This window comes from Cupriavidus consociatus (genome assembly GCF_017814975.1).
GTDB lineage: Bacteria > Pseudomonadota > Gammaproteobacteria > Burkholderiales > Burkholderiaceae > Cupriavidus > Cupriavidus consociatus.
In genome coordinates this window covers 69,066-88,161 of the sequence record NZ_JAGIQA010000024.1, presented here as the reverse complement: position 1 = coordinate 88,161, position 19,096 = coordinate 69,066, and the positions used below count along the sequence as shown (strand labels likewise).

Annotated in this window: 15 protein-coding genes and 1 pseudogene; 8 read left to right on the top strand and 8 right to left on the bottom strand. The window is 68.4% G+C overall.

What is annotated here, in order from left to right; all coding sequences use genetic code 11:
* The first annotated feature begins 65 nt into the window (after positions 1–65).
* Positions 66–4,469 carry a response regulator gene (locus J8I82_RS27415; protein WP_431831584.1) on the top strand — a complete coding sequence of 1,468 codons (4,404 nt, stop codon included), beginning with the start codon at positions 66–68 and terminating at the stop codon, positions 4,467–4,469.
* A gap of 63 nt (positions 4,470–4,532) precedes the next feature.
* On the opposite strand, the pseudogene J8I82_RS27410 reads toward J8I82_RS27415, so the two are convergent.
* Positions 4,533–4,682: pseudogene (locus tag J8I82_RS27410) on the bottom strand (PepSY-associated TM helix domain-containing protein); the annotation flags it as partial.
* A gap of 182 nt (positions 4,683–4,864) precedes the next feature.
* On the opposite strand from J8I82_RS27410, the gene J8I82_RS27405 reads away from it, so the two are divergent.
* Complete coding sequence (locus tag J8I82_RS27405; protein ID WP_209761980.1) at positions 4,865–5,071, top strand: tautomerase family protein; 207 nt, start codon at positions 4,865–4,867, stop codon at positions 5,069–5,071.
* A gap of 196 nt (positions 5,072–5,267) precedes the next feature.
* Here the strand turns inward: J8I82_RS27405 and J8I82_RS27400 are convergent, their stop codons facing one another.
* Both J8I82_RS27400 and J8I82_RS27395 read right to left on the bottom strand, forming a co-directional pair.
* On the bottom strand, positions 5,268–6,017 hold the full coding sequence (locus tag J8I82_RS27400) for a creatininase family protein (protein WP_209761979.1): 750 nt from the start codon (positions 6,015–6,017) through the stop codon (positions 5,268–5,270).
* A 64-nt stretch (positions 6,018–6,081) separates the two neighbouring features.
* Positions 6,082–7,368, bottom strand: coding sequence for an MFS transporter (locus J8I82_RS27395; protein WP_209761978.1), 1,287 nt, complete (start codon positions 7,366–7,368; stop codon positions 6,082–6,084).
* 205 nt (positions 7,369–7,573) lie between these two features.
* On the opposite strand from J8I82_RS27395, the gene J8I82_RS27390 reads away from it, so the two are divergent.
* Positions 7,574–8,503, top strand: a complete 930-nt coding sequence (locus tag J8I82_RS27390; RefSeq protein ID WP_209761977.1) for a LysR family transcriptional regulator — start codon at positions 7,574–7,576, stop codon at positions 8,501–8,503.
* Here J8I82_RS27390 and J8I82_RS39145 read toward each other — a convergent pair.
* Together J8I82_RS39145 and J8I82_RS38530 are read right to left on the bottom strand one after the other, a co-directional pair.
* Positions 8,500–8,622, bottom strand: a complete 123-nt coding sequence (locus J8I82_RS39145) for a hypothetical protein (RefSeq protein WP_280908306.1) — start codon at positions 8,620–8,622, stop codon at positions 8,500–8,502. The two genes, J8I82_RS27390 and J8I82_RS39145, sit on opposite strands and share 4 nt — an antisense overlap.
* 31 nt (positions 8,623–8,653) lie before the next feature.
* Entirely contained in the window at positions 8,654–8,896 is a 243-nt protein-coding gene (locus J8I82_RS38530) for an IclR family transcriptional regulator (protein WP_245180157.1), read from the bottom strand.
* A 684-nt stretch (positions 8,897–9,580) separates the two neighbouring features.
* Between J8I82_RS38530 and fur the strand changes: the two genes are divergently transcribed.
* On the top strand, positions 9,581–10,054 hold the full coding sequence (gene fur / locus J8I82_RS27380; protein WP_209761976.1) for a ferric iron uptake transcriptional regulator: 474 nt from the start codon (positions 9,581–9,583) through the stop codon (positions 10,052–10,054).
* A 52-nt stretch (positions 10,055–10,106) separates the two neighbouring features.
* Positions 10,107–10,394 (top strand): hypothetical protein, encoded by a 288-nt coding sequence (locus tag J8I82_RS27375; RefSeq protein WP_209761975.1) that lies wholly within the window; start codon positions 10,107–10,109, stop codon positions 10,392–10,394.
* A 4-nt stretch (positions 10,395–10,398) separates the two neighbouring features.
* Here the strand turns inward: J8I82_RS27375 and J8I82_RS27370 are convergent, their stop codons facing one another.
* Entirely contained in the window at positions 10,399–11,325 is a 927-nt protein-coding gene (locus J8I82_RS27370) for a DMT family transporter (protein ID WP_209761974.1), read from the bottom strand.
* 535 nt (positions 11,326–11,860) lie between these two features.
* Here J8I82_RS27370 and J8I82_RS27365 point away from each other — a divergent pair.
* A complete protein-coding gene (locus tag J8I82_RS27365; protein WP_209761973.1) occupies positions 11,861–12,181 on the top strand; it encodes a PadR family transcriptional regulator in 321 nt (106 codons plus the stop codon).
* A 77-nt stretch (positions 12,182–12,258) separates the two neighbouring features.
* Here the strand turns inward: J8I82_RS27365 and J8I82_RS27360 are convergent, their stop codons facing one another.
* On the bottom strand, positions 12,259–15,447 hold the full coding sequence (locus J8I82_RS27360; RefSeq protein ID WP_209761972.1) for a bifunctional diguanylate cyclase/phosphodiesterase: 3,189 nt from the start codon (positions 15,445–15,447) through the stop codon (positions 12,259–12,261).
* A gap of 370 nt (positions 15,448–15,817) precedes the next feature.
* On the opposite strand from J8I82_RS27360, the gene J8I82_RS27355 reads away from it, so the two are divergent.
* Complete coding sequence (locus J8I82_RS27355) at positions 15,818–17,809, top strand: sensor domain-containing diguanylate cyclase (protein WP_209761971.1); 1,992 nt, start codon at positions 15,818–15,820, stop codon at positions 17,807–17,809.
* A gap of 49 nt (positions 17,810–17,858) precedes the next feature.
* Here the strand turns inward: J8I82_RS27355 and J8I82_RS27350 are convergent, their stop codons facing one another.
* Positions 17,859–18,245 carry a hypothetical protein gene (locus J8I82_RS27350; RefSeq protein ID WP_209761970.1) on the bottom strand — a complete coding sequence of 129 codons (387 nt, stop codon included), beginning with the start codon at positions 18,243–18,245 and terminating at the stop codon, positions 17,859–17,861.
* Positions 18,246–18,716: 471 nt separating this feature from the next.
* On the opposite strand from J8I82_RS27350, the gene J8I82_RS27345 reads away from it, so the two are divergent.
* A complete protein-coding gene (locus tag J8I82_RS27345; protein ID WP_209761969.1) occupies positions 18,717–19,067 on the top strand; it encodes a four-helix bundle copper-binding protein in 351 nt (116 codons plus the stop codon).
* Positions 19,068–19,096 lie beyond the last annotated feature (29 nt).

The following is a 19,096-nucleotide window of genomic DNA, read 5'->3' as shown; positions in this document are numbered from 1 at the left end:
CAGGCTAGGCAAAGTCTTGCGAGACGCTCGCGCGGCACAATGTCGGCGCGGCTCGGGAGACCAACATGAGCAGACCCGACGGCACCGTGCCGCCAGCGCCCGATGCGGCCAGCGGCAGTGCCTTCTTAGACGAGCCTGGCTTTCTGAGCGGGGGCGGCGAAATGGGCGCGCTGATCCGCGCGCACGACTGGGCCGCCACCCCGCTGGGGCCGCCACAGGCGTGGCCGCACAGCCTGAAGACCGCAATCCGCATCATGCTCACCTCGCGCCAGCCGATCTGGATCGGTTGGGGCGAGGGGCTGCATTACTTCTACAACGACGCCTACAAATCCATCATCGGGGGCAAGCACCCCGACGCGCTGGGGCAGCCGACCGCAGTGGTCTGGCGTGAAATCTGGCCGGAAATCGGCCCGCTGCTCGACACAGCGATGACCGGTGCTGAAGGCACTTTCGTCGAGCAGAAGCTTTTGATCATGGAGCGCAACGGGTATCCGGAAGAAACCTACTACACCTTTTCGTACAGCCCCGTGCCGAACGACCACGGCGGCACGGGCGGCATCATCTGCGCCAACAGCGACGATACCGAGCGCGTGCTGGCCGAGCGGCAACTGAATGTGCTGCGTGACGTGGCCGCGGCGGCCACCGACGCGCGCTCGTGGCGCGAGGCATGCGAGCGCACCATGGGCGCGCTGGCATCGGACCCGCGCGACATCGTCTTTGCGCTGCTCTACATCGCCGAGCCCGGCGCCATCGACCTGAAGCGCGTGGTCGCCAGCGGCATCGATCCTGCTCACCCCGCCGCACCGCCCGCGATCTCGCTGGAAGACGCAGCGCCATGGCCGGTGGCCGAGGTCCTGCAGCAGCAACAGCCGGCACTGGTCGAGCAGCTGGCAACGCGCTTTGCCGCGCCGCTGCCCGCCGGCGCATGGAGTGTGCCTGCGGATGCGGCCGCGGTGATCCCGGTGGTGCCGTCGGCCAGCGCCTCGCATCGCGGCGTGCTGGTGGTGGGGCTGAACCCGTACCGGTTGTTCGGCGAGCGCTACCGCAGCTTCCTGAACCTGGTGGCAGGCCAGATCGGCGCGGCGATGCATTCGGCGCAGGCCTACGAGGAAGCGCGCAAGCGTGCCGAGGCGCTGGCCGAGATCGACCGCGCCAAGACCACCTTCTTCTCCAACATCAGCCATGAGTTCCGCACCCCGCTGACGCTGATGCTGGGGCCGCTCGAAGAACTGCTGCGGCGCGCCGGCGACGACAGTGCCGACGACGAACAACGCTCGCTGCTGGAGATGACCCACCGCAGCGGCATGCGCCTGCTCAAGCTGGTCAATGCGCTGCTCGACTTCTCGCGCATCGAGGCCGGCCGCATCAGCATGCAGCGCCACCCCACCGACCTCGCAGCTTTCACCGCCGACCTCGCCTCGCTGTTCCGTGCCTGTGTCGAGAGCGCCGGCATGGCGCTGCGCGTCGAATGCGAGCCGCTGCCGCAGCCCGTGGCGGTGGACCGCGACATGTGGGAGACCATCGTGCTGAACCTGGTCTCCAATGCGTTCAAGTTCACCTTTGCCGGCAGCATCACCGTCAGCGTCGCGGCGCAGGGGAACAATGCGGTGCTGTGCGTGCGCGACACCGGCATCGGCATCCCTGCCGGCGAGCTGCCGCGCATCTTCGAGCGCTTCCATCGCGTCGAAGGCGCGCAGGGCCGCTCGATCGAAGGCAGCGGCATCGGCCTGGCGCTGGTGCAGGAACTGGTGCGCCTGCATGGCGGCACCGTCGAAGTCGACAGCGCGCAGGGCCAGGGCACCTGCTTCACCGTCACGCTGCCGGTGGCAGCCGCCGGGGACGTGCCGGCGGATCCGGTGCCGGCGCCCGCGGCCAGCAGTGCGCAGGCCCGCGCCTACGTGGACGCGACCCTGCGCTGGCCGCATGCCGAGGCACCGGCGATGGCCATGGCGGCTGAGGACGCGCAATACGACCGGCACGACCGGCATGCGCCTGCGCCCGACAGCGAAGCGGCTGCCCCCGCCACCGTGCTGGTAGTGGACGACAACGACGACCTGCGCGAATACATGCGCCGGCTGCTGACCGCCGCCGGCCATCGCGTCGAAGTCGCGCCCGATGGCGAAGCCGCGCTCGAGGTGGCGCGCCGCGAGATGCCCGCGCTGATCGTGTCGGACGTGATGATGCCCAGGCTCGACGGCTTTGGCCTGGTGCAGGCCGTGCGCGCGGACCCGGCGCTGCGCGACACGCCGGTGCTGCTGCTGTCGGCACGCGCCGGCGAGGAAGCGCGCGTCAGCGGCCTGGGCTCTGGCGCCGACGATTACCTGGTCAAACCGTTCTCGGCCCGGGAACTGCTGGCCCGCGTGGCCAGCAACCTGCGGCTGTCCGAGCTGCGGCGCGCCACCGAGCGCCGCCTGCAGGACCTCAATGCCTCGCTCGAGCGCCGCATCGCCCAGGCTGTGACCGACCACGACCGGCTGTGGGAACTGAGCGAAGACCTTCTGATCGTGGCCGGCTTCGATGGCACCCTGCAGCGCGTCAGCCCGGCATGGACACGCACGCTTGGCCATGCCCCGCACGAGGCGCTGGGCCGGCCGTACCTGTCGTTCATCTATCCGGACGATCTGGTGCTGGTGACCGCGCAGCTGGCGGCGCTGCGCCACGACGGCACGCCGGTGCGTTTCGAATGCCGCCAGCCGCGCGCTGACGGCGCGTTGCGCTGGCTGGCCTGGACCCTGACGGTGGACCCGGCCAACGGCCATCTCCACGGCGTCGGCCGCGATGTGACCGGCGACCGCGAAGTCCAGGCTGCGCTGCGCCATGCGGACGAGGCCCTGCGCACGGCGCAGAAGATGGAAGCCATCGGCAAGCTGACCGGCGGCGTCGCCCATGACTTCAACAACCTGCTGCAGGTGATCGGCGGCAACCTGCAGCTGCTGGCGCGCGACCTGTCCGGCAACACCGACGCCGCGCCGCGGCTGCGCAATGCGCTGGCCGGCGTGGCCCGCGGCGCCAAGCTGTCGTCGCAGCTGCTGGCATTCGGGCGGCGCCAGCCGCTGGCCCCGCGTGTGGTCAACCTGGGCCGGCTGGCGCGCACGCTGGACGACATGCTGCGGCGCGCGCTGGGCGACGGCATCGAACTCGATACCGTGGTGGCCGACGGCCTGTGGAATACGCTGGTCGACCCGTTCCAGGTCGAGAACGCGCTGCTGAACCTCGCCATCAACGCGCGCGACGCCATGCACGGCCAGGGCCGCCTGACCATCGAGGCACGCAACACGTGGCTCGACGAGGCGCTGGAAGAGCCGCCGCGCGGACGCGCGCCGCGGCCGGCGACGCAGTATGTGCTGCTCGCGGTCACCGACACCGGCGCCGGCATGACGCCCGAGGTGCAGGAACATGTGTTCGAGCCGTTCTTCACCACCAAGCCCGAAGGCCAGGGCACGGGCCTCGGCCTGAGCATGGTGTATGGCTTCATCCGCCAGTCGGACGGCCACGTGAAGATCGTGAGCAAGCCCGGCCGCGGCACCACGGTGAAGCTCTACCTGCCGCGCGTGCACATGGCCGAAGATCCCGATACCGAGCCCGATACAGACCGTGCGCGCGGCGGTGGCGAAACGGTGCTGGTGGTCGAGGACGACCAGGATGTGCGCGCCACGGTGGTCGAGATGCTAGCCAGCCTGGGCTACCACGTGCTGCGCGCACGCGATGCGCAGGCTGCGCTGGCCATTGTCGAGCGCGACACGCACATCGACCTGCTGTTCAGCGACGTGGTGATGCCGGGGCCGCTACGCAGCACCGAACTGGCCGACAAGGTGCGCGAACGGCTGCCGGGCATCGGGGTGCTGTTCACCTCGGGCTACACCGACAGCATCATCGTTCATGGCGGCAGGCTGGATCCCGGCGTCGAACTGCTCAGCAAGCCTTATACGCATGAAGCGCTGGCGCGCAAGGTGCGCCATGTGCTGGCCAACCGGGAACAACGTGCCGCGGGGACAGCGGGTGTGGCGGCGACCAGCCGCGCGCCGATGGATGCGGGCACGCGCGTGCTGTGCGTCGACGACGACGCGCTGGTGCGCACCAGCACGGCGGAACTGCTGCGCGCCTGCGGCGCCGTGGTAACCGAGGCGCAGAGCGACATCGAAGCGCTGGCGCTGCTTGCCGCCGGCACCTTCGACCTGCTTCTGACCGATGTCGCGTTGCACGGCGGCGCCGGCGGCTCGGGCGTGGATCTGGCACTGGCCGCACGCCAGCGCCAGCCGCGGCTGCGGGTGGTGTTTGCCACCGGCTACCCGCTGGCACTGACGCCGGCCCAGCATCAGGCGCTGGGCCACGCGGCGGTGCTGCGCAAGCCGTATGCGCCGCAGGCGCTGCTCGACCTGCTCCAGGGCCCCGCCACCGAAGGCCCTGGTGAAGCCGAGGGCGCGGAAGGCACCACAGCGCTCTCAAGTCGACCGTCATCGACAGCTTGAAGGTGTGCACGCACGGCGGCAACGGCTGCGCGGCAGGCGCAGGTCGAAATGAGAATGCAAGGGGGTGAAGAAATCGGCAAAGATGCGGCGGTGCGTGATGACGCCGCTGACGATCGCCACCAGCATGAACATGGCGCAGAAGCCGGCAATCCAGCGCGCCCACTTGGCGGGCAAGTAGTGCAGGTCGAAATGCAGCCTGAGGATCTCCTGACCTCGTCATCGCAATCGCACTAACGCCGAAGCCCTGGGTGACGCATGGGCTGCTCGGAAGATCTTTGCTCCATTGCTGTGCGGCCTACATACTCCACAAAGGTTGCCAGGAGCCTGAGTGAGCAACGCCATTTCACTCTCGATCCTTCGTGCGCCAAGCAAGTCAGCAAGGTCAGGAGGTCCCCATGCCCTACGTCAACATCAAGATCACCGATCAAGCCACGGCTGAGAAGAAGGCCGAGCTGATAGCAGGCGTGACCAATTTGCTCAGGGACGTGCTCGGGAAGAATCCGGCGACAACCGTTGTTGTCATTGAAGAGCTTTCCACTGACAACTGGGGCATTGGTGGCGAGTCCACCACAGCCCGCAGGAAGCGGGAAGCAAAGTCCTGACGTGCAGCGATAAGGCACTGAGCCCGCGCCGCCGAGCGCTCGACGGTGCCGCCGACGGCGTGGTTCGCGCGACGGACCGACAAGGCAAAACAATGAAGAAGGCCACTGCGCTATTCGCAGACAGCCGAGGCCGGTCTTGCGCTTGCTGACTTCCAGCACGCGCAAGGCCAGCGCTTGACCGCCTGCCGCCTGCGGATCAGGCGGGCATGGGTTCGCGGCCGAACGCTTCCAGTTCGCGCACAAGGCTGTGTGCGGCCAGCCTGACCAGTTCGGCACCCTTTTCCGGCGTCGCCAGTCCGGGATCGGAGCCGATACGGCCATCCGGATAGCGCGCGCGGAAGTCCAGCGCTTCGCGAATCGGGCCCGACGGTGCGATCTTCGGTGCATAGTCGGCAAACTTGATGGCGTCGGGAAAGGCCCACTGGGTGATCGCAATCTCGGAAGGCGTGGCGTGCGAACCGTGGCCGGCCGGGAACTGATTGCGTGCCAGCTCGCCGACGCCTTCGAGGTCCCACCAGTTGCACAGCTTCAGCGCGAATCCCGCGCGGCGCCTGGCAAAGCTTGCTTCGGCGTAGAGCTCGGAGAACGCCGCGTCGATCGATGCCACATTGCCGCCATGGCCGTTCAGGAACAGGATCTTCTCGAAGCCATGCCCCGCCAGCGAGCGGACCCAGTCGCCGATTGCGGCGATAAAGGTCGAAGGGCGCAGGGAAATGGTCCCCGGGAAGGCGAGGTGATGCTGCGCCATGCCGACATTGAAGGTCGGTGCCACCAGGATATCGGCACCCTTCTCCGCTTCATTGGCGATGATTTCCGGGCACAGCCAGTCAGTGCCCAGCAGCCCGGTCGGCCCATGCTGCTCGTTCGAGCCGATCGGGACCACGATGGTACGGCTGCGCGACAGGTACTGCTCGATTTCAGCCCAGGTTGAAAGATGCAAGCGCATTGCTACTCCTTTTTTCTCCGGTACGCCCGGACACGATGCTTGATTCATGCCATCCGGCGCCGGCTCAGCGCTTCGCCGGCAGCTTGTTGGCAAGGACGATCACGGCGGCGAGCAACGGCAGCGACGCCATCAGCAGCACGCCATGACCGAGGCTGCCGGTCGCGCTCTTGGTCCAGCCGATGACAGCAGGCCCCCAGAAACCGCCCGACAGGCCAATGGTGTTGATCAGCGCGATGCCGCCCGCCGCCGCCGGACCCTTGATGTACTCGGCAGGCATGGCCCAGAACACCGTGTAGGCCATCCACAGCCCCATCGTGGCGAGCGTCAGCAGGACCAGCGACACCAGCAGGTTTCCATCCGTCGCAAACGAGGCCGCCAGCAGCACCGCCGCGCCCAGCGCAGGCACCGCGCAGTGGAAGCGCCGCTCCCCCAGCCGGTCAGACCTGCGGCCCATGTAGACCATGCCAAAGGCGGCGGCCACGTAGGGAATGGCCGAGTACCAGCCAAGCTGCACCGTATCGTTCACGCCCTGTGCCTTGATCAGGCTCGGCAGCCAGAAGCTGATGGCGTAGATGGTCGCGATGATGCAGAAGTAGGCGAGCGCCAGCACATAGACGCGCGCGTCCTTCGCCACGGCCTTGAAGGAATGCTTGTGTGCCGCCGCGGGGCTCAGTTCGGCTTCAAGCAGGCGCCGTTCCTGTTCGCTCAGCCAGCTGGCCTGGGCGGGCCGATCCGGCACCAGCCGCAATGCCATCACGCCGAGCAGGATGCAGGGCAGGCCCTCGACCAGGAACATCCACTGCCAGCCCGCGAGGCCGGCCTTGCCGGCGAGCGCGGTCATCAGCCACGCCGACACCGGGCCCCCGACGATGCCGCCGATCGGGCCGGCCAGGAATACGATCGCGATGGCGCGGGCCATGCGTTGCGGGCCGTACCAGCAAGACAGGTAATAGATCATGCCCGGGGCGAATCCCGCCTCGAACACGCCCAGAAGGAAGCGCATGGCGTAGAACGTCGGCACGTTGCGCACGAACAGCATGCAGGCGGAAGTAATGCCCCACAGCACGAGGATGCGGCTGAACGTCTTGCGCGCGCCGACCCGCGGCAGCATGAGGTTGCTGGGCAACTCGAACAGCACATAGCCAATGAAGAAAATCCCCGCGCCCACGCCATATGCGGCGTCCGAGAAGCCCAGGTCACTTTGCATCTGCAGCTTGGCGAAGCCTACATTGACCCGGTCCAGGTAGGCGAACAGGTAGCAGACCAGCAAGAAGGGCAGCAGGCGCCAGTTGATCTTGCTATACAGCGCAGAAGTCTCGTCAACCGCGCTCGCGGTGGGAATTGCCAGCATGCTGCCTGTCTCCTGTGGTTGCTTGTCGTTTGCACGTTTTGTGGCCTGAAGTCTGGCAGCCAGGGAGGTGCCGGCAAAGAGCAACTAAGTCCACGGTTCGTTCCCTTTTGGGCAACGGGCTTCCGCAGAGTGCGGCAGGTGCCGCACAACGGCATCCGGGTTCCTGTATCGTCAGCGGTCAGAAAGCGAAGCGGAGCGTTTCGACATGCGAGAGATCAACCAGCAGCGATTGCGATACTTCCGGGAAGTCGTGGCTCACGGCACCATCCGGGGGGCCGCGGAAGGCCTCAATACCTCGCCGTCCGTGATTACCCGGCAGATCCGGCTGCTCGAAGAAGAGCTCGGCGCGACGCTGTTCGAGCGCGAGCCGCGCGGCCTCAAGCCGACTGCGGCAGCCGCGCACCTGCTCGAGTTCTGGCGGGGCTATCGGTCGCACCAGGAGAAGCTCGAAGACCAGTTGCACTCACTGAAGGGTTTGCAGCAAGGCGAGGTCCGGCTGGTGCTGAGCGAAGGCTATGTCGACCTGCTGGTCAACGAGGTCCTCGCACAGTTCTGCGCCCGGTATCCCCGGCTCGATATCCGCATGGACATCCTGGCGGTGGATGGCGTGCTGCAGGAAGTCGCGGAAAGCCGCGCACATATCGGGCTGGCGTACAATCCGCCACCCCATCCGCGCATCGAGTACCGCGCAAGTGCGGCGCAGCCGGTGGTCCTGCTGGTCCGCCCCGACCATCCGCTCGCCGTGCGCGGCGGCGCGGCCAGCCTCCAGGATTTGCAGGCCTATCCGCTCGCGGTCATGCCGGCATCATTCGGCGTCGGGCATGCACTGAGCATGGTCGAGTTTGCCGAGAACATCTCGATCCGGGCCACGCTCGTCAGCAATTCGCTGACGGCCCTGAAGCAGTTCGTCGGCTACAACAATTTCATGACGCTGATCGGTGAATTTGCCGCTTATCGCGAGATCGCGGCAGGCACCCTCGCCGTCGTGCCGATCGATCACCCACTGTTCATGGGCACCCAGGCCAGGCTGATGGTGAAGGCCGGCCGCCCGTTGCCGGCGGCGGCGCTCGAACTGCTGAGCCATATCAGGCGGCACATGTCGATGTTTGCCAAGGCCGCGCCCGGCGAGGATTAGCCGGATCGCTCATTCTCCAGCCGCAGCATCCGCGTCTGGATCGCCGCTGCAAGCTCCGTCAGCGGTCCTGCCAGCGCGGCCTCGACGGCCCCCGCGCCTTGCTGCGTCGACACACTCACGTTCAATACGTGGACGCCATAGCCGCCAAAGCTACCAGGACGCGACACAGTAACCTTTCTCCCGCACAGACCGGACCGCGGCCTCGATTTCACGGCGCAGCTCCGGCCAGCCTCGGCCCCGGTGCTTGTCGGACATGACCGTCATCATCGCGCCGAAGGCATCGGGTGCTAGCGTGGCAAGGCAGGCGCGCCCGAGCGAGGTCAACAACGCGTCGTACATGCGATCCGCGCCGGCCAGCGCGCCGGTATGCGACACCGCGGCACGCGACAGCAAGGCGCCGAGGCGTTAGCCGGCAATGGATGTTGCGCTGTTGGCTTCCGTCGAAGGCCGCGGCATCGGATAGCATTGCCGGCAGCAGTACGCCAGCATGCGTTCAGCGCCTGGCGCCTCGACCCGCAGCGAGCCTGTTCCATGCCAGACACCGTCCTCAGCACCGGGCGGATCACCATCGATTCAGCAGTTCGGCGAAAATTTCTCTTGTAATGAGATCGATTCCCATTTACTATTCGATCACTGCCTGACGCACGGTGCTTCACCAGCCAGGCAGCCCGGCCAGCACCGAGGCCGCCGCGGCAAGCGGCACTGCTCCGAACCCTGGCAGGCACAGAATTTCCGGACGCCGCAACGTGGCAAACCCACGCGGCATCCGACACCGACTTTTGTGGGGACCGCTCCGTCACGCGGAGCGTTTGGCAGTAGCCAGTCTTCGGAAGATCGGGAAAGCAACCAGACCCCGCTTTCCCGATCGCGTCTTCCGCAGGCAAGCCAGGCCGCCTTTTTATTCAGCGCGACGTGCAGGCACGGCGCGCCGCCAGGGACGCCAGCGCAGCGCGCGGCCGGCCCTGGCGCTCCGGCCTGAATATCCCGCCAAGCCATCGACGCCGCCCGTACGCGGCGCAGGGCACGGTGCCGCCCTGCCCGATGGGGGGCAACAGCAGCATTCCAAAGTCATCCGCCATGTCATCCGAACAGTCCAGCCCGATCCACCTCAAGCGCGCCGGCCTGAAGGCCACGTCGCCGCGGATGCGCATCCTCGAAGTGTTCCGCACCAGCGCACGGCGCCACCTCAGTGCGGAAGATGTCTACCGCATCCTGCTGACCCAGGACGAGGACGCGGGCCTGTCCACCGTGTACCGGGTGCTCAACCAGCTGGTGCAGGCCGACATCCTGCTGCGCCACACCTTCGAGTCCGACCACGCCGTGTTCGAACTCAACGAAGGCGGCCACCATGACCACCTGATCTGCGTTGCCTGCGGCCGCGTGGAGGAATTCCGCGACGAGAACATCGAGCAGCGCCAGCGCCAGGTAGCCGCCGACAACGCCTTTGTCTTGCGCGAGCACATGCTGGTGCTGTACGGCGTCTGCCCTGAGTGCCGTGCCGGTGCGGCGGACGAAACGCATGTGTCCGCGGCGCTGCCCACGCAGGCCTGAGCGCGCCCAAGGTCCGCATAAAAAATCGATGCTACGCCCTGACGGAGCCATCATGGAGCGCCCGACCAAGCCGCTGTCGGAGCTGAAACGCCTGCTCAGCGTGTACCTGCGGCAGGAACCCGCTTGCCATGACTGCCAGCTGCGGGCCGTATGCGTGCACCGACCCGACCACACCGGCTGCAACTGGAGCGCCGAGGTCGATTTCCCCGAACGCACCGAAGCCGACGCCATCCGTCATTGGCGCCAGGCGCGCCGCATCGTGATGATGGTGCGGGAGCAGTACAACGTCGCTGCGGGAACGACTGCAGGAACGGCAGCGCGCTCACGGGCAGCTTGCTGACTGATCAGCGTTTCGCTGCCGCCCTCACCGCCGCAGCCGCCGGCATGTCTGCCGCCACTGGCCGCAGCACCAGCCACACCGCCAGGCCGATCAGCGCGCCGCCCACGGCGTGCGCCCACGACAGCGCTTCGCCCAGGAACAGCGCGCCCCAGACGATGCCGAATGGCGGAATCAGGAAGGTCACGGTCAGCGAACGCACCGGGCCAAGGTCGGCAATCAGCCGGTAATAGAGGATGTAGGCCAGCGCCGTGCAGAGTACGCCGAGGCCCGCCATGGCCCACCACACTCCGGCGCCGGCGTCGGGCAGGGTGTTCTGGCGCCACAGCGCAACCGCGCAAAACGGCAGCAGGAACAGCGTCGCGCCGACCATGCTGCCGGCGGCGACCAGGCGGCTGTCCAGGCCGCCGCGCTCGGTGATCCAGCGTCGCGCCAGGAAGCCGGACAGGCCGTAGCAGGCGGTCGCCACCAGGCAAGCCAGCGCGCCGAGCAGGAGCTCGGTCGAAAACGCGACCGGGCCGGTGCGCGTCAGCACCGCCACGCCGGCCACGCCCAGCATCACGCCCACCGCCTTGGCGCGCGTCAGCCGTTCGGAAAAGGCCAGCGCCCCGATCACGACGCCCATCAGCGGCGTCATGGCATTGAACACCGCCGAATAGCCTGCCGGCAGCCATAGCGCCGCCACCGCGTACATGGCGAACGGTATGCCGGAGTTGATCACGCCCAGTGCGAGAACCGCCGGCCACTTGGCGCGCATGTCCCAGCGCAGCCCCAGCAACGGCAGGCAGACAGCGAGCGTGATGGCGGCAACGAGCACGCGCACGAAAGCCGTCGGCATTGGGCCCAGCACCGGCGCGCCGATGCGGAGAAACAGAAAACTGGCGCCCCAGATGGCGGCCAGCGCGAGCAGGCGTGCGAAATCGGCGGGTTTCATGAGGAGGCGGCGGCGTGGTGCGGCGCCACGGCAATATGAGGGTGTCGCGATTTGACGCCGGTGGCGGCATGGGCGCAAGCCGGATCCGGACATCTGCATCGGGTCACATGCGATTCATGCCGCACATGTGAGTCGCTATTTCGCAGCAGTTGACGGATCTACCTCACAAAAGGCCGCGTTTTTAGGCACAATGGCAGACAATGGCACGGCGTTCACTGTGAACTGCCTCGCCCATACCCCTCCCTCGTAGGGGTGCCGAAACAGACAGGTGACAAGCCGTATTCAATTAAATTAAACTCTGGTCTGCGCCAGAGTTAATTGACCCCTCCGACGCATTCCCGACAAGCCGCCAGGACCCCTGGCGGCTTCTTTTTTGCCGGCCCTGCCTAAAGTGAATTATCCGGCATACCTGGCACGGTAAAATTCCGGCCACCCGGCAGCGTTTCCGCATTTGCCGGCACAACGTCTGCAAACCCAAACATCCAGCATGCCGCCCGCGTCAACCGCCGGGACGGCTGCCGCGTTGCCAGATTTCATGAAACGACAGTTCCTGGGCCTGCTCGCCCGCGTCTACGTCCTGCAATTTGCCCTGGAAGTCCCCGCCACGGTAGCCATGCTCGCCGACATGCTGCTGGAGTACGGCTTCCAGGTGGACATCGGCACCGTGCGTCCCCTGCTGCGCGCCCTGCAGATGGAGGGATATCTCGAAAGCGTGCTGCGCGACGGCATCGGCCGCGTCTACCAGCTGACCGAGCGCGGGCGCGAGGAACTGGCCGCCAGTCGCCAGCGCATCGACGAACTGTACCGCCGCCTGCACGCCGACCTTCCCACCCCCGACACGCCGCGCGGGACCTGACCGGTCCGCGCGTTCCCGCGCCCCCACCGCGACTGAGCGTACCCGTTTCTGCGGGCTTGTTGCCTGGCGAGGGCGGCCTATTGCCGCGGCGCGGCGTGGTCGGCCAGCGGCGTTTCCAAACCTGTCTCCAGCAGTTGGCGCAAGGCCTGCGGCGACACCGCCTGGCAGAACAGGAAGCCCTGCACGCCGTCGCAGCCCTGCGACCGCAGGAACTCGAACTGCGCCGCGGTTTCCACCCCTTCGGCGACCACCTTCAGGTGCAGCTGGTGCCCGAGCGCAATGATCGCGGCAGCCACCGCCTGGTCGTGGCCGGGCGTGGCCACGTCGTCGACGAAGGACTTGTCGATCTTGAGCCGGTCGATCGGCAGCCGGGTCAGGTAGTTCAGGCCGGAATAGCCGGTGCCGAAATCGTCGATCGACAGCGCCACGCCAAGCGCGCGCAGCCGGCGGAAGGTTTCGATGGTGGTCTCGCCGCCGTCGACGACAATGCCTTCGGTAACCTCGATCACCAGTTGCCGCGGCGGCAGGCCGGACTGCTCCAGGCAGCGCGCCACGGTGTCCGGGAAGCCGGCCTGGCGCAGCTGCAGTGGCGAGATATTCACCGCCACTTCGAGGTCGCGGCCCAGCGCCTGGCGCAGCGCCTGGATCTCGCGGCAGGCGGTGGCCAGCGTCCATTCGCCCAGGGGCGCGACCAGGCCACTTTGCTCGGCGATGGGGATGAACTCGGACGGCTGCATCGGGCCGCGTTCGGGGGTTTCCCAGGCGATCAGCGCCTCGACGCCGGTAACCGCTTCCGTGGCGGTATCGACGATGGGCTGGTAGCGCATCCGGAATTCGTTGCCGGCCAGCGCACGGCGCAGCAGCCCTTCGATGGTGAAGCGCGCCAGCGAGGCTTCCGCCATCGACGCCGCAAAGCGGCACAGCTGTGCGCGGCCCCCTTGCTTGGCGGCATAGACCGCGGCGTCGGCGGACTTCATCAGCTCGGTCAGGGAATCGCCGTCGTCGGGGAAAATCGCCATGCCGATCGAAGGGGTCACGCGCAGGCGCTGCCCGCCGGCCAGCAGTTCCTCATTGACCCGCGCCTGGATCTTGGCGGCGATCAGCTCGGCCTCGCTGTCGTCGCGCAGGCCACCCAGCACCACGCCGAATTCGTCGCCGCCCATGCGCGCCACCAGGTCGCCCTGGCGCACGGCGCCCTTGAGCCGATCGGCCACGGTACGCAGGACGTCGTCGCCGACCGGGTGGCCGAGCGAATCGTTGATGTGCTTGAAGTGGTCCAGGTCCAGCAGCAGCAGCGCCACGCGTTCGCCGTGGCGGCGCGCGTGCAGCAGCACGGGTTGTGCGCGCTCGTTGAGCTCGGCGCGGTTGGGCAGGCCTGTCAGCGGGTCATGCAGCGCCAGGTGACGGATGTATTCGTCGACGCGGCGGCGTTCGGTCAGGTCGTAGGCGATGGCCTGGTAGCCTGCTGGCGGCCCTTCCGGCTGCGCGGCCAGCGCCGACACGGATACCTGCACCGGCAGGCGCGAGCCGCCTTTGCGCACCCAGGTCCATTCGCGTTCGTCAGTCAGGGCGAGCCGCGCCTTGGCGACCAGCGCGGGCATTCCGGGCGGCACTGGTTCGTCCAGCTCCTGGCTCAGCGTGCGCGCGTGCGCCGCCAGTTCGTCGGCGAGATGCAGGCCGGTGACCGGCATGCGGCCGACCAGCTCGGCAGTGGCGTACCACAGCATGCGCGTGCCTGCGGCATTGACGCTGGTGATCACGCCGTCGTCGCCAAAGGTGATGACGCCGAAGCTGGCATGGTCGACCAGCCCGGCGTAGCGCGCGGCCTGATGCGCGGCGGCCAGGTGCGCGCGCTGCTGCGGCTCCATGTCCGTGATCGCCCACAGCCACTGGGCGCCCGCGTCGGCGCCGTCCGCGCCGGGCAGTTGCGCGGCGCTGGCGCGCAGCGGGAAACGGCTGCCGTCGCTGCGCACGCCGGTCAGCTCGCGCTGCGCCGCGCCGCGGGCCACGCCGGCGCCATCGACCCCTTCCGCGACACCGGTGGCACCGGGGGCAAGCGTATCGAGGCTACGCCCGACGAGATCGGCCGGCGCGATGCAGAACAGCGTGCCGGCGCGCTCGCTGGCACGCACGACCACGCCGTTGGCGTCGGTGAGGACAAAGCCGTCGGCGGAATGCGCCAGGCATGCCTGCAGCGTGGCATTGTCGTCCTCCCATGCGTGGACGGCCTGCGCCTCGCGTTGCCACGCGGTGCGGCGCTGGCGTGCCAGCGCATAGGCCATGCCGGCCAGCGCCAGCGTGGCCAGCGCGCCCGCGGCCAGCACCACATACCCCTGGCGCGGGCCATATGCCGCTTCGAAGGCGGGACGCGTGGCAGCGCGCAGCGTCCACGCGGCGCCACCATAGGGGAACTGGCGCTCGCCGCGCAGCAGCGGGGCATTGCCGTCATCGCGATGCGCGGCACCAGCCGTATCCGACAGCTGCGGACCGGGCATGGCAGGCGTGCCCTCGTGCAGCGACAGCTCCAGGTCCGCCAGTGCCGGCGCGCCGACCCCGCGCATCAGGTCGCCCAGCCGCAGCGACACATAGACATAACCGACCACCGCCTCGCGCCGCTGCGCCATCGTGCTGGCGGCAACGCCGCCACCGTAGACCGGCAGGAACAGCAGCGCGCCGCGCTGGCGCTCTGGCGCCTCGGCCTCGCGCACCAGTTCCAGCCCGCGCGTCAGGCGGGGTTCGCCGCTGTCGCGCGCCGCTTCCATCGCGGCACGACGGGACGGCTCGGACAGCAGGTCGAAGCCGGCGGCACGGGCATTGCGCCCGGCCAGCGGCTCCACATAGAGGATGGGCGCGTAGAGGCTGCGCGGGCCGGCGGGACGGATCCCGTAGTCGGTCAGGCCATCGGCGCGCGCGGCCGCGATCAGGGGGTCGACCTGCCGCGGTGACGTCAGCGGTGCGTAGCCGATCGATTGCGTGCCCGGCGGCAGTTCGTCGAGCTGGGCCGTATAGAGATAGTTGCGCCATTGCGCGCGCGAAGTTGCCGGATTGGCCGTCATCAGGCCCGCCACGCCGCGCAGCAGCCGCTCGTTCTCGAGCATGCGTTCGCGCAGTGCGCTGCTGGCCTGGCTCAGCTGCGCATCAAAATGCTGCTGGGCCAGCCGCTGCTCGAATTGCTGCACCTGGCGCCACGCCCCCGCGGTCAGCAGCGCCCCGCCTGCCGCGACCAGTAGCGACAGCAAGGCAGGAGGAAGCGCAGTCAGTCTCATGGTCTTCGGTAACGGTCTGGCGCCGGCGACGCGCCTGCCACGGAGCCCGGCAGGCTGACCGGCGCACGGCAAACGGCTGCGTGCCTTGCGATAACGCGGCACTATACCGCGACGGATGCAACAGGCACAGTCCCGTGCGGTACCGATGGCCCGAACGGGTGTAAGGTCCTGGCCCAATGCCTGCCCATGTCCCGCCGGGCCCACATTGCGTGCCAGCCATGTCGCGATGCGCTATGGTAGCTAGTATCCGTGGCGTCGCCGGCCAGGCGCCCGGCATGCCGCGCCCTTCCGCAATCGCGCTGGCGCTTGCGTTGCGCCGCCCTGGCTTGCGAACACCTTGCGCCGAACTTGCGCCCCCACTCGCGCCCACATGCCTGTCTATACGCCCACGCTGAAAGCGCGCATTGCCTTCATCACTACCATCCTGGCCGCGATATTCGGCACCGGCATCGTACTGGCCGCGCTGCATGACGCGCACCGCGACCTGCATGATGCGCTGCAGGACCAGCAGGACTCGGTGGTCAAGCTCACCGCCGACCAGCTCGACACTGCCATGTCCGACCGCATCCTGCTGCTGTCGCACCAGGCAGCGCAGCTCGGCGGCCTGCTGGCGCAGGCACGCGGCGCGCAGGCCGGCCCGGCCCGGCAGCAGGCGCTGCACGCGCTGTCCTCGGCGATCCCCGTACCGGCCGCCTTCAATGCGCTGCTGGTCGCCGATGCGCAGGGCAACATCCTGAGCAATGCCGGTTCCGTCGCGGAAGTGAGCGATCGCGGTTATTTCCGGGAAGCCGCGCGCACGCTCGCGCCGGTGGTCTCGCCGCCGATCCGCTCGCGCACCACCGGCCAGCTCGGCATCATGGTGGCCGTGCCGGTACTGTCGCCGCAGAAAGCCTTCGTCGGGATTGTCGGCGGCTGGCTGGACATGGCGCGCGCCAATTTCCTGGTCGAGATCCTGCATAACCGGCTCGGCACCACCGGCTACTACTGCCTGGTCTCGGCCGGGCGCGATCCGGTCTATATCCGCCATCCGGACCCGGCGCAGGCACGCCAGCCGGCGCTGAGCGTGGGCGATACCTGCGGCGAGGACGACAGCCCCGCGACGCTGGAATTCCTGACGCCGGCGCGCCCGGTGATCGCGCGCTACCTGATGTCGACCACGGGGTGGGAGCTGGTGGCGCTGCTGCCGGCACGCGAAGCCTACGCACCGCTGCGCCAGATGCAGCAGCGCTTCCTGGTCCTCGCCGGCCTGGCGCTGGCGCTGGTGGCCATGCTGATCTGGCTGGCGGTGCGGCGGCTGCTTGGACCGCTGACCCGGCTGCACAAGGTGGTACTGGCCAGTGCCAACGACCTGTCGGCGTTCGAGCGGCTGCCGGCGCGGCCGCAGCGCGACGAGATCGGCGACCTGTCGCGTGCCTTCGCCAGGCTGATGCGCGACGTGCGCGAGCGCCGCCAGGCGCTGGACCGCAGCGAGCGGCGCCTGCGCGCCGTGACCGACACGCTGCCGTCGCTGCTGGCCTTTATCGATCCCGACGAGCGCTACGTCTACAACAACATCGCCTACGAGCACGTGTTCGGCCTGAAGCTCGACGAACTGCGCGGCAAGACCGTGCGCGAAGTGCTGGGCGAGACGCGCTATGCGCGCGCGCAGCCTTTCCTGCAGCGCGCGCTGGCCGGCACCGCGGTGACCTTCGAGTCGGAGGACCAGGAGCCGGAATACCACTGCATGGAGACCAGCCTGCGTCCGGAATGGAGCGCGGACGGCAGCGAAGTCGTCGGCGTGCATATCCACGTGCAGGACATCACCCAGCGCAAGCTCGAAACGCAGCGACTGGCGCGCATGTCCCGCACCGATCACCTGACCCAGCTGCTGAACCGCAGCGCTTTCGAAGGGCAACTGCAGGCCGCCATGGCGCGCAGCCGCGAGCACGGGGGCCTGATGGCGCTGCTGTACCTGGACATGGACCGCTTCAAGGCAGTCAACGATATCCACGGCCATGCCGCCGGCGACCAGCTGCTGCAGGCCTTCGCGCAACGCGTGCGCGCCTGCGTGCGCGCAGCCGACACCGTCGCCCGGCTGGGTGGCGACGAATTCGCGGTGGTGCTGGAAGATCTGGCCCGGCCGGCGGCGGCGCGCCGCGTGGCGCAGGCGATCCTGCAGGCGATGGACGAGCCGTTCAGCGTCGAAGGCGTGTCAGCGGACGTCGACGTCAGCATCGGCGTGGCGCTCTACCACGGCGGGCCGGTGCAGGACCGCGAGCTGATGCGGCTCGCGGATGTGCTGCTGTACCGGGCCAAGGGCGCCGGGCGCGGACGCTACGAAATCGGTCCGCCGGAACTGGCCGGCGAACTCAGCCACCAGTAGGCGTGCGGGGCCGCTGCCGAGCCTGCCGGCCCCGAGGGCCGGCGGCCCGTCAATGCAGCGTGCCGCCGGGCTTGCCGGACAAGGCGTCGGTAGTTGCCGCACCGCTGCCTTCCGGCTCGAACGGGACATGGCGCCCGTCGCTGGACTGGTAGCCAAGCTGGGCGTCGGCGCCCAGCATTTTTTCCCAGGCGATCATGGCTTGCGCCACCGCCTCGGGCGCGCCCTTGAACACCACCACATCGTTGCCGCAGCCGGGGCATTCCCCGCCGAACACGGCGTCGATGCCGGGCAGCCCCGGCACGTTGAGGGTGTCGAACTGCTTGAACGCAGTCTTGCAGTGCCCGCAGACCAGCTGCGCCGGACGCAAGGCCTCGATCTTCGCGCGTGCCTGTGCCGCACGCTCTTCGGGGGTGCCCCGTTTCTTCGCCTCGCCCATGATGTCCTTCCTTCCCGTGCTGCCGGTGTGCTTGCCCCGGCGCGGCCACGGCGGCCGCGCGGTGCGGTGTGTTGTTGGGTGGCCGTCTGGCGGCCTGTCGCGTGCCCGGCCGGAGCCTGGGCATGCGTCATGTTGTTTGCGGCTTCCTGTTAGATGCGGTTGGGGGGACAGTGGTGCCCGACGACCGCGCCGGGTGCCGGGCACGATACCCGCGCCATCTCATTCGGAACGCCTGGCGCAGGCGGCATTGTAACCAGCGCGGCGCTGCAAGTACCGGGCCCGCAGGATCGACTTTCGCCTGCTATTGTGGATAACGATGCCCCGTGGCGGCGCCTTTGCGGCGCCCGCATCACCGCGGGCATGCCACGGGACCGCGCTTGCCGCCGCCAGGGAGGCGCGTCGCGGGTCCGCCCGCCGGCCACGCGCCGGCATTCACGGTCCCATCCACCTACCCCCGAAGGAGGACGCTCGATGATCCGACCCACCGTGCAGGAAAACGCCGCCCGCTACGCCGACTGCATCGCCGCGTGCAACGCCTGTGCCGCCGCCGCGCTGAAATGCGCCGCGGCCTGCCTGGAAGAGCAGGACGTGCGCAAGATGGCGCGCTGCATCGCGCTGGACATGGATGTCGCCGGCATCGCGCAGTTGGCTGCGTCCTACATGCTGCGCAACAGCGAGTTCGCGCCACTGGTCTGCGAGGACTGCGCCGAAGTCTGCAAGTGGTGCAAGGAGGAATGCGAGCGCCATGACGCCGAACACTGCCAGGAGTGCGCCCGGGCCTGCGCGGTCTGCATGGAGCAGTGCCTCAAGATGACGGCGTAAGCGGGTCCCGGCCCGCCGCGTCGACCGCG

Coding starts and splice junctions, on each gene's coding strand:
- J8I82_RS27415 (WP_431831584.1), top strand. CDS start 66: ATGAGCAGACCCGACGGCACCGTGCCGCCAGCGCCCGATGCGGCCAGC.
- J8I82_RS27405 (WP_209761980.1), top strand. CDS start 4,865: ATGCCCTACGTCAACATCAAGATCACCGATCAAGCCACGGCTGAGAAG.
- J8I82_RS27400 (WP_209761979.1), bottom strand. CDS start 6,017: ATGCGCTTGCATCTTTCAACCTGGGCTGAAATCGAGCAGTACCTGTCG.
- J8I82_RS27395 (WP_209761978.1), bottom strand. CDS start 7,368: ATGCTGGCAATTCCCACCGCGAGCGCGGTTGACGAGACTTCTGCGCTG.
- J8I82_RS27390 (WP_209761977.1), top strand. CDS start 7,574: ATGCGAGAGATCAACCAGCAGCGATTGCGATACTTCCGGGAAGTCGTG.
- fur (WP_209761976.1), top strand. CDS start 9,581: ATGTCATCCGAACAGTCCAGCCCGATCCACCTCAAGCGCGCCGGCCTG.
- J8I82_RS27375 (WP_209761975.1), top strand. CDS start 10,107: ATGGAGCGCCCGACCAAGCCGCTGTCGGAGCTGAAACGCCTGCTCAGC.
- J8I82_RS27370 (WP_209761974.1), bottom strand. CDS start 11,325: ATGAAACCCGCCGATTTCGCACGCCTGCTCGCGCTGGCCGCCATCTGG.
- J8I82_RS27365 (WP_209761973.1), top strand. CDS start 11,861: ATGAAACGACAGTTCCTGGGCCTGCTCGCCCGCGTCTACGTCCTGCAA.
- J8I82_RS27360 (WP_209761972.1), bottom strand. CDS start 15,447: ATGAGACTGACTGCGCTTCCTCCTGCCTTGCTGTCGCTACTGGTCGCG.
- J8I82_RS27355 (WP_209761971.1), top strand. CDS start 15,818: ATGCCTGTCTATACGCCCACGCTGAAAGCGCGCATTGCCTTCATCACT.
- J8I82_RS27350 (WP_209761970.1), bottom strand. CDS start 18,245: ATGGGCGAGGCGAAGAAACGGGGCACCCCCGAAGAGCGTGCGGCACAG.
- J8I82_RS27345 (WP_209761969.1), top strand. CDS start 18,717: ATGATCCGACCCACCGTGCAGGAAAACGCCGCCCGCTACGCCGACTGC.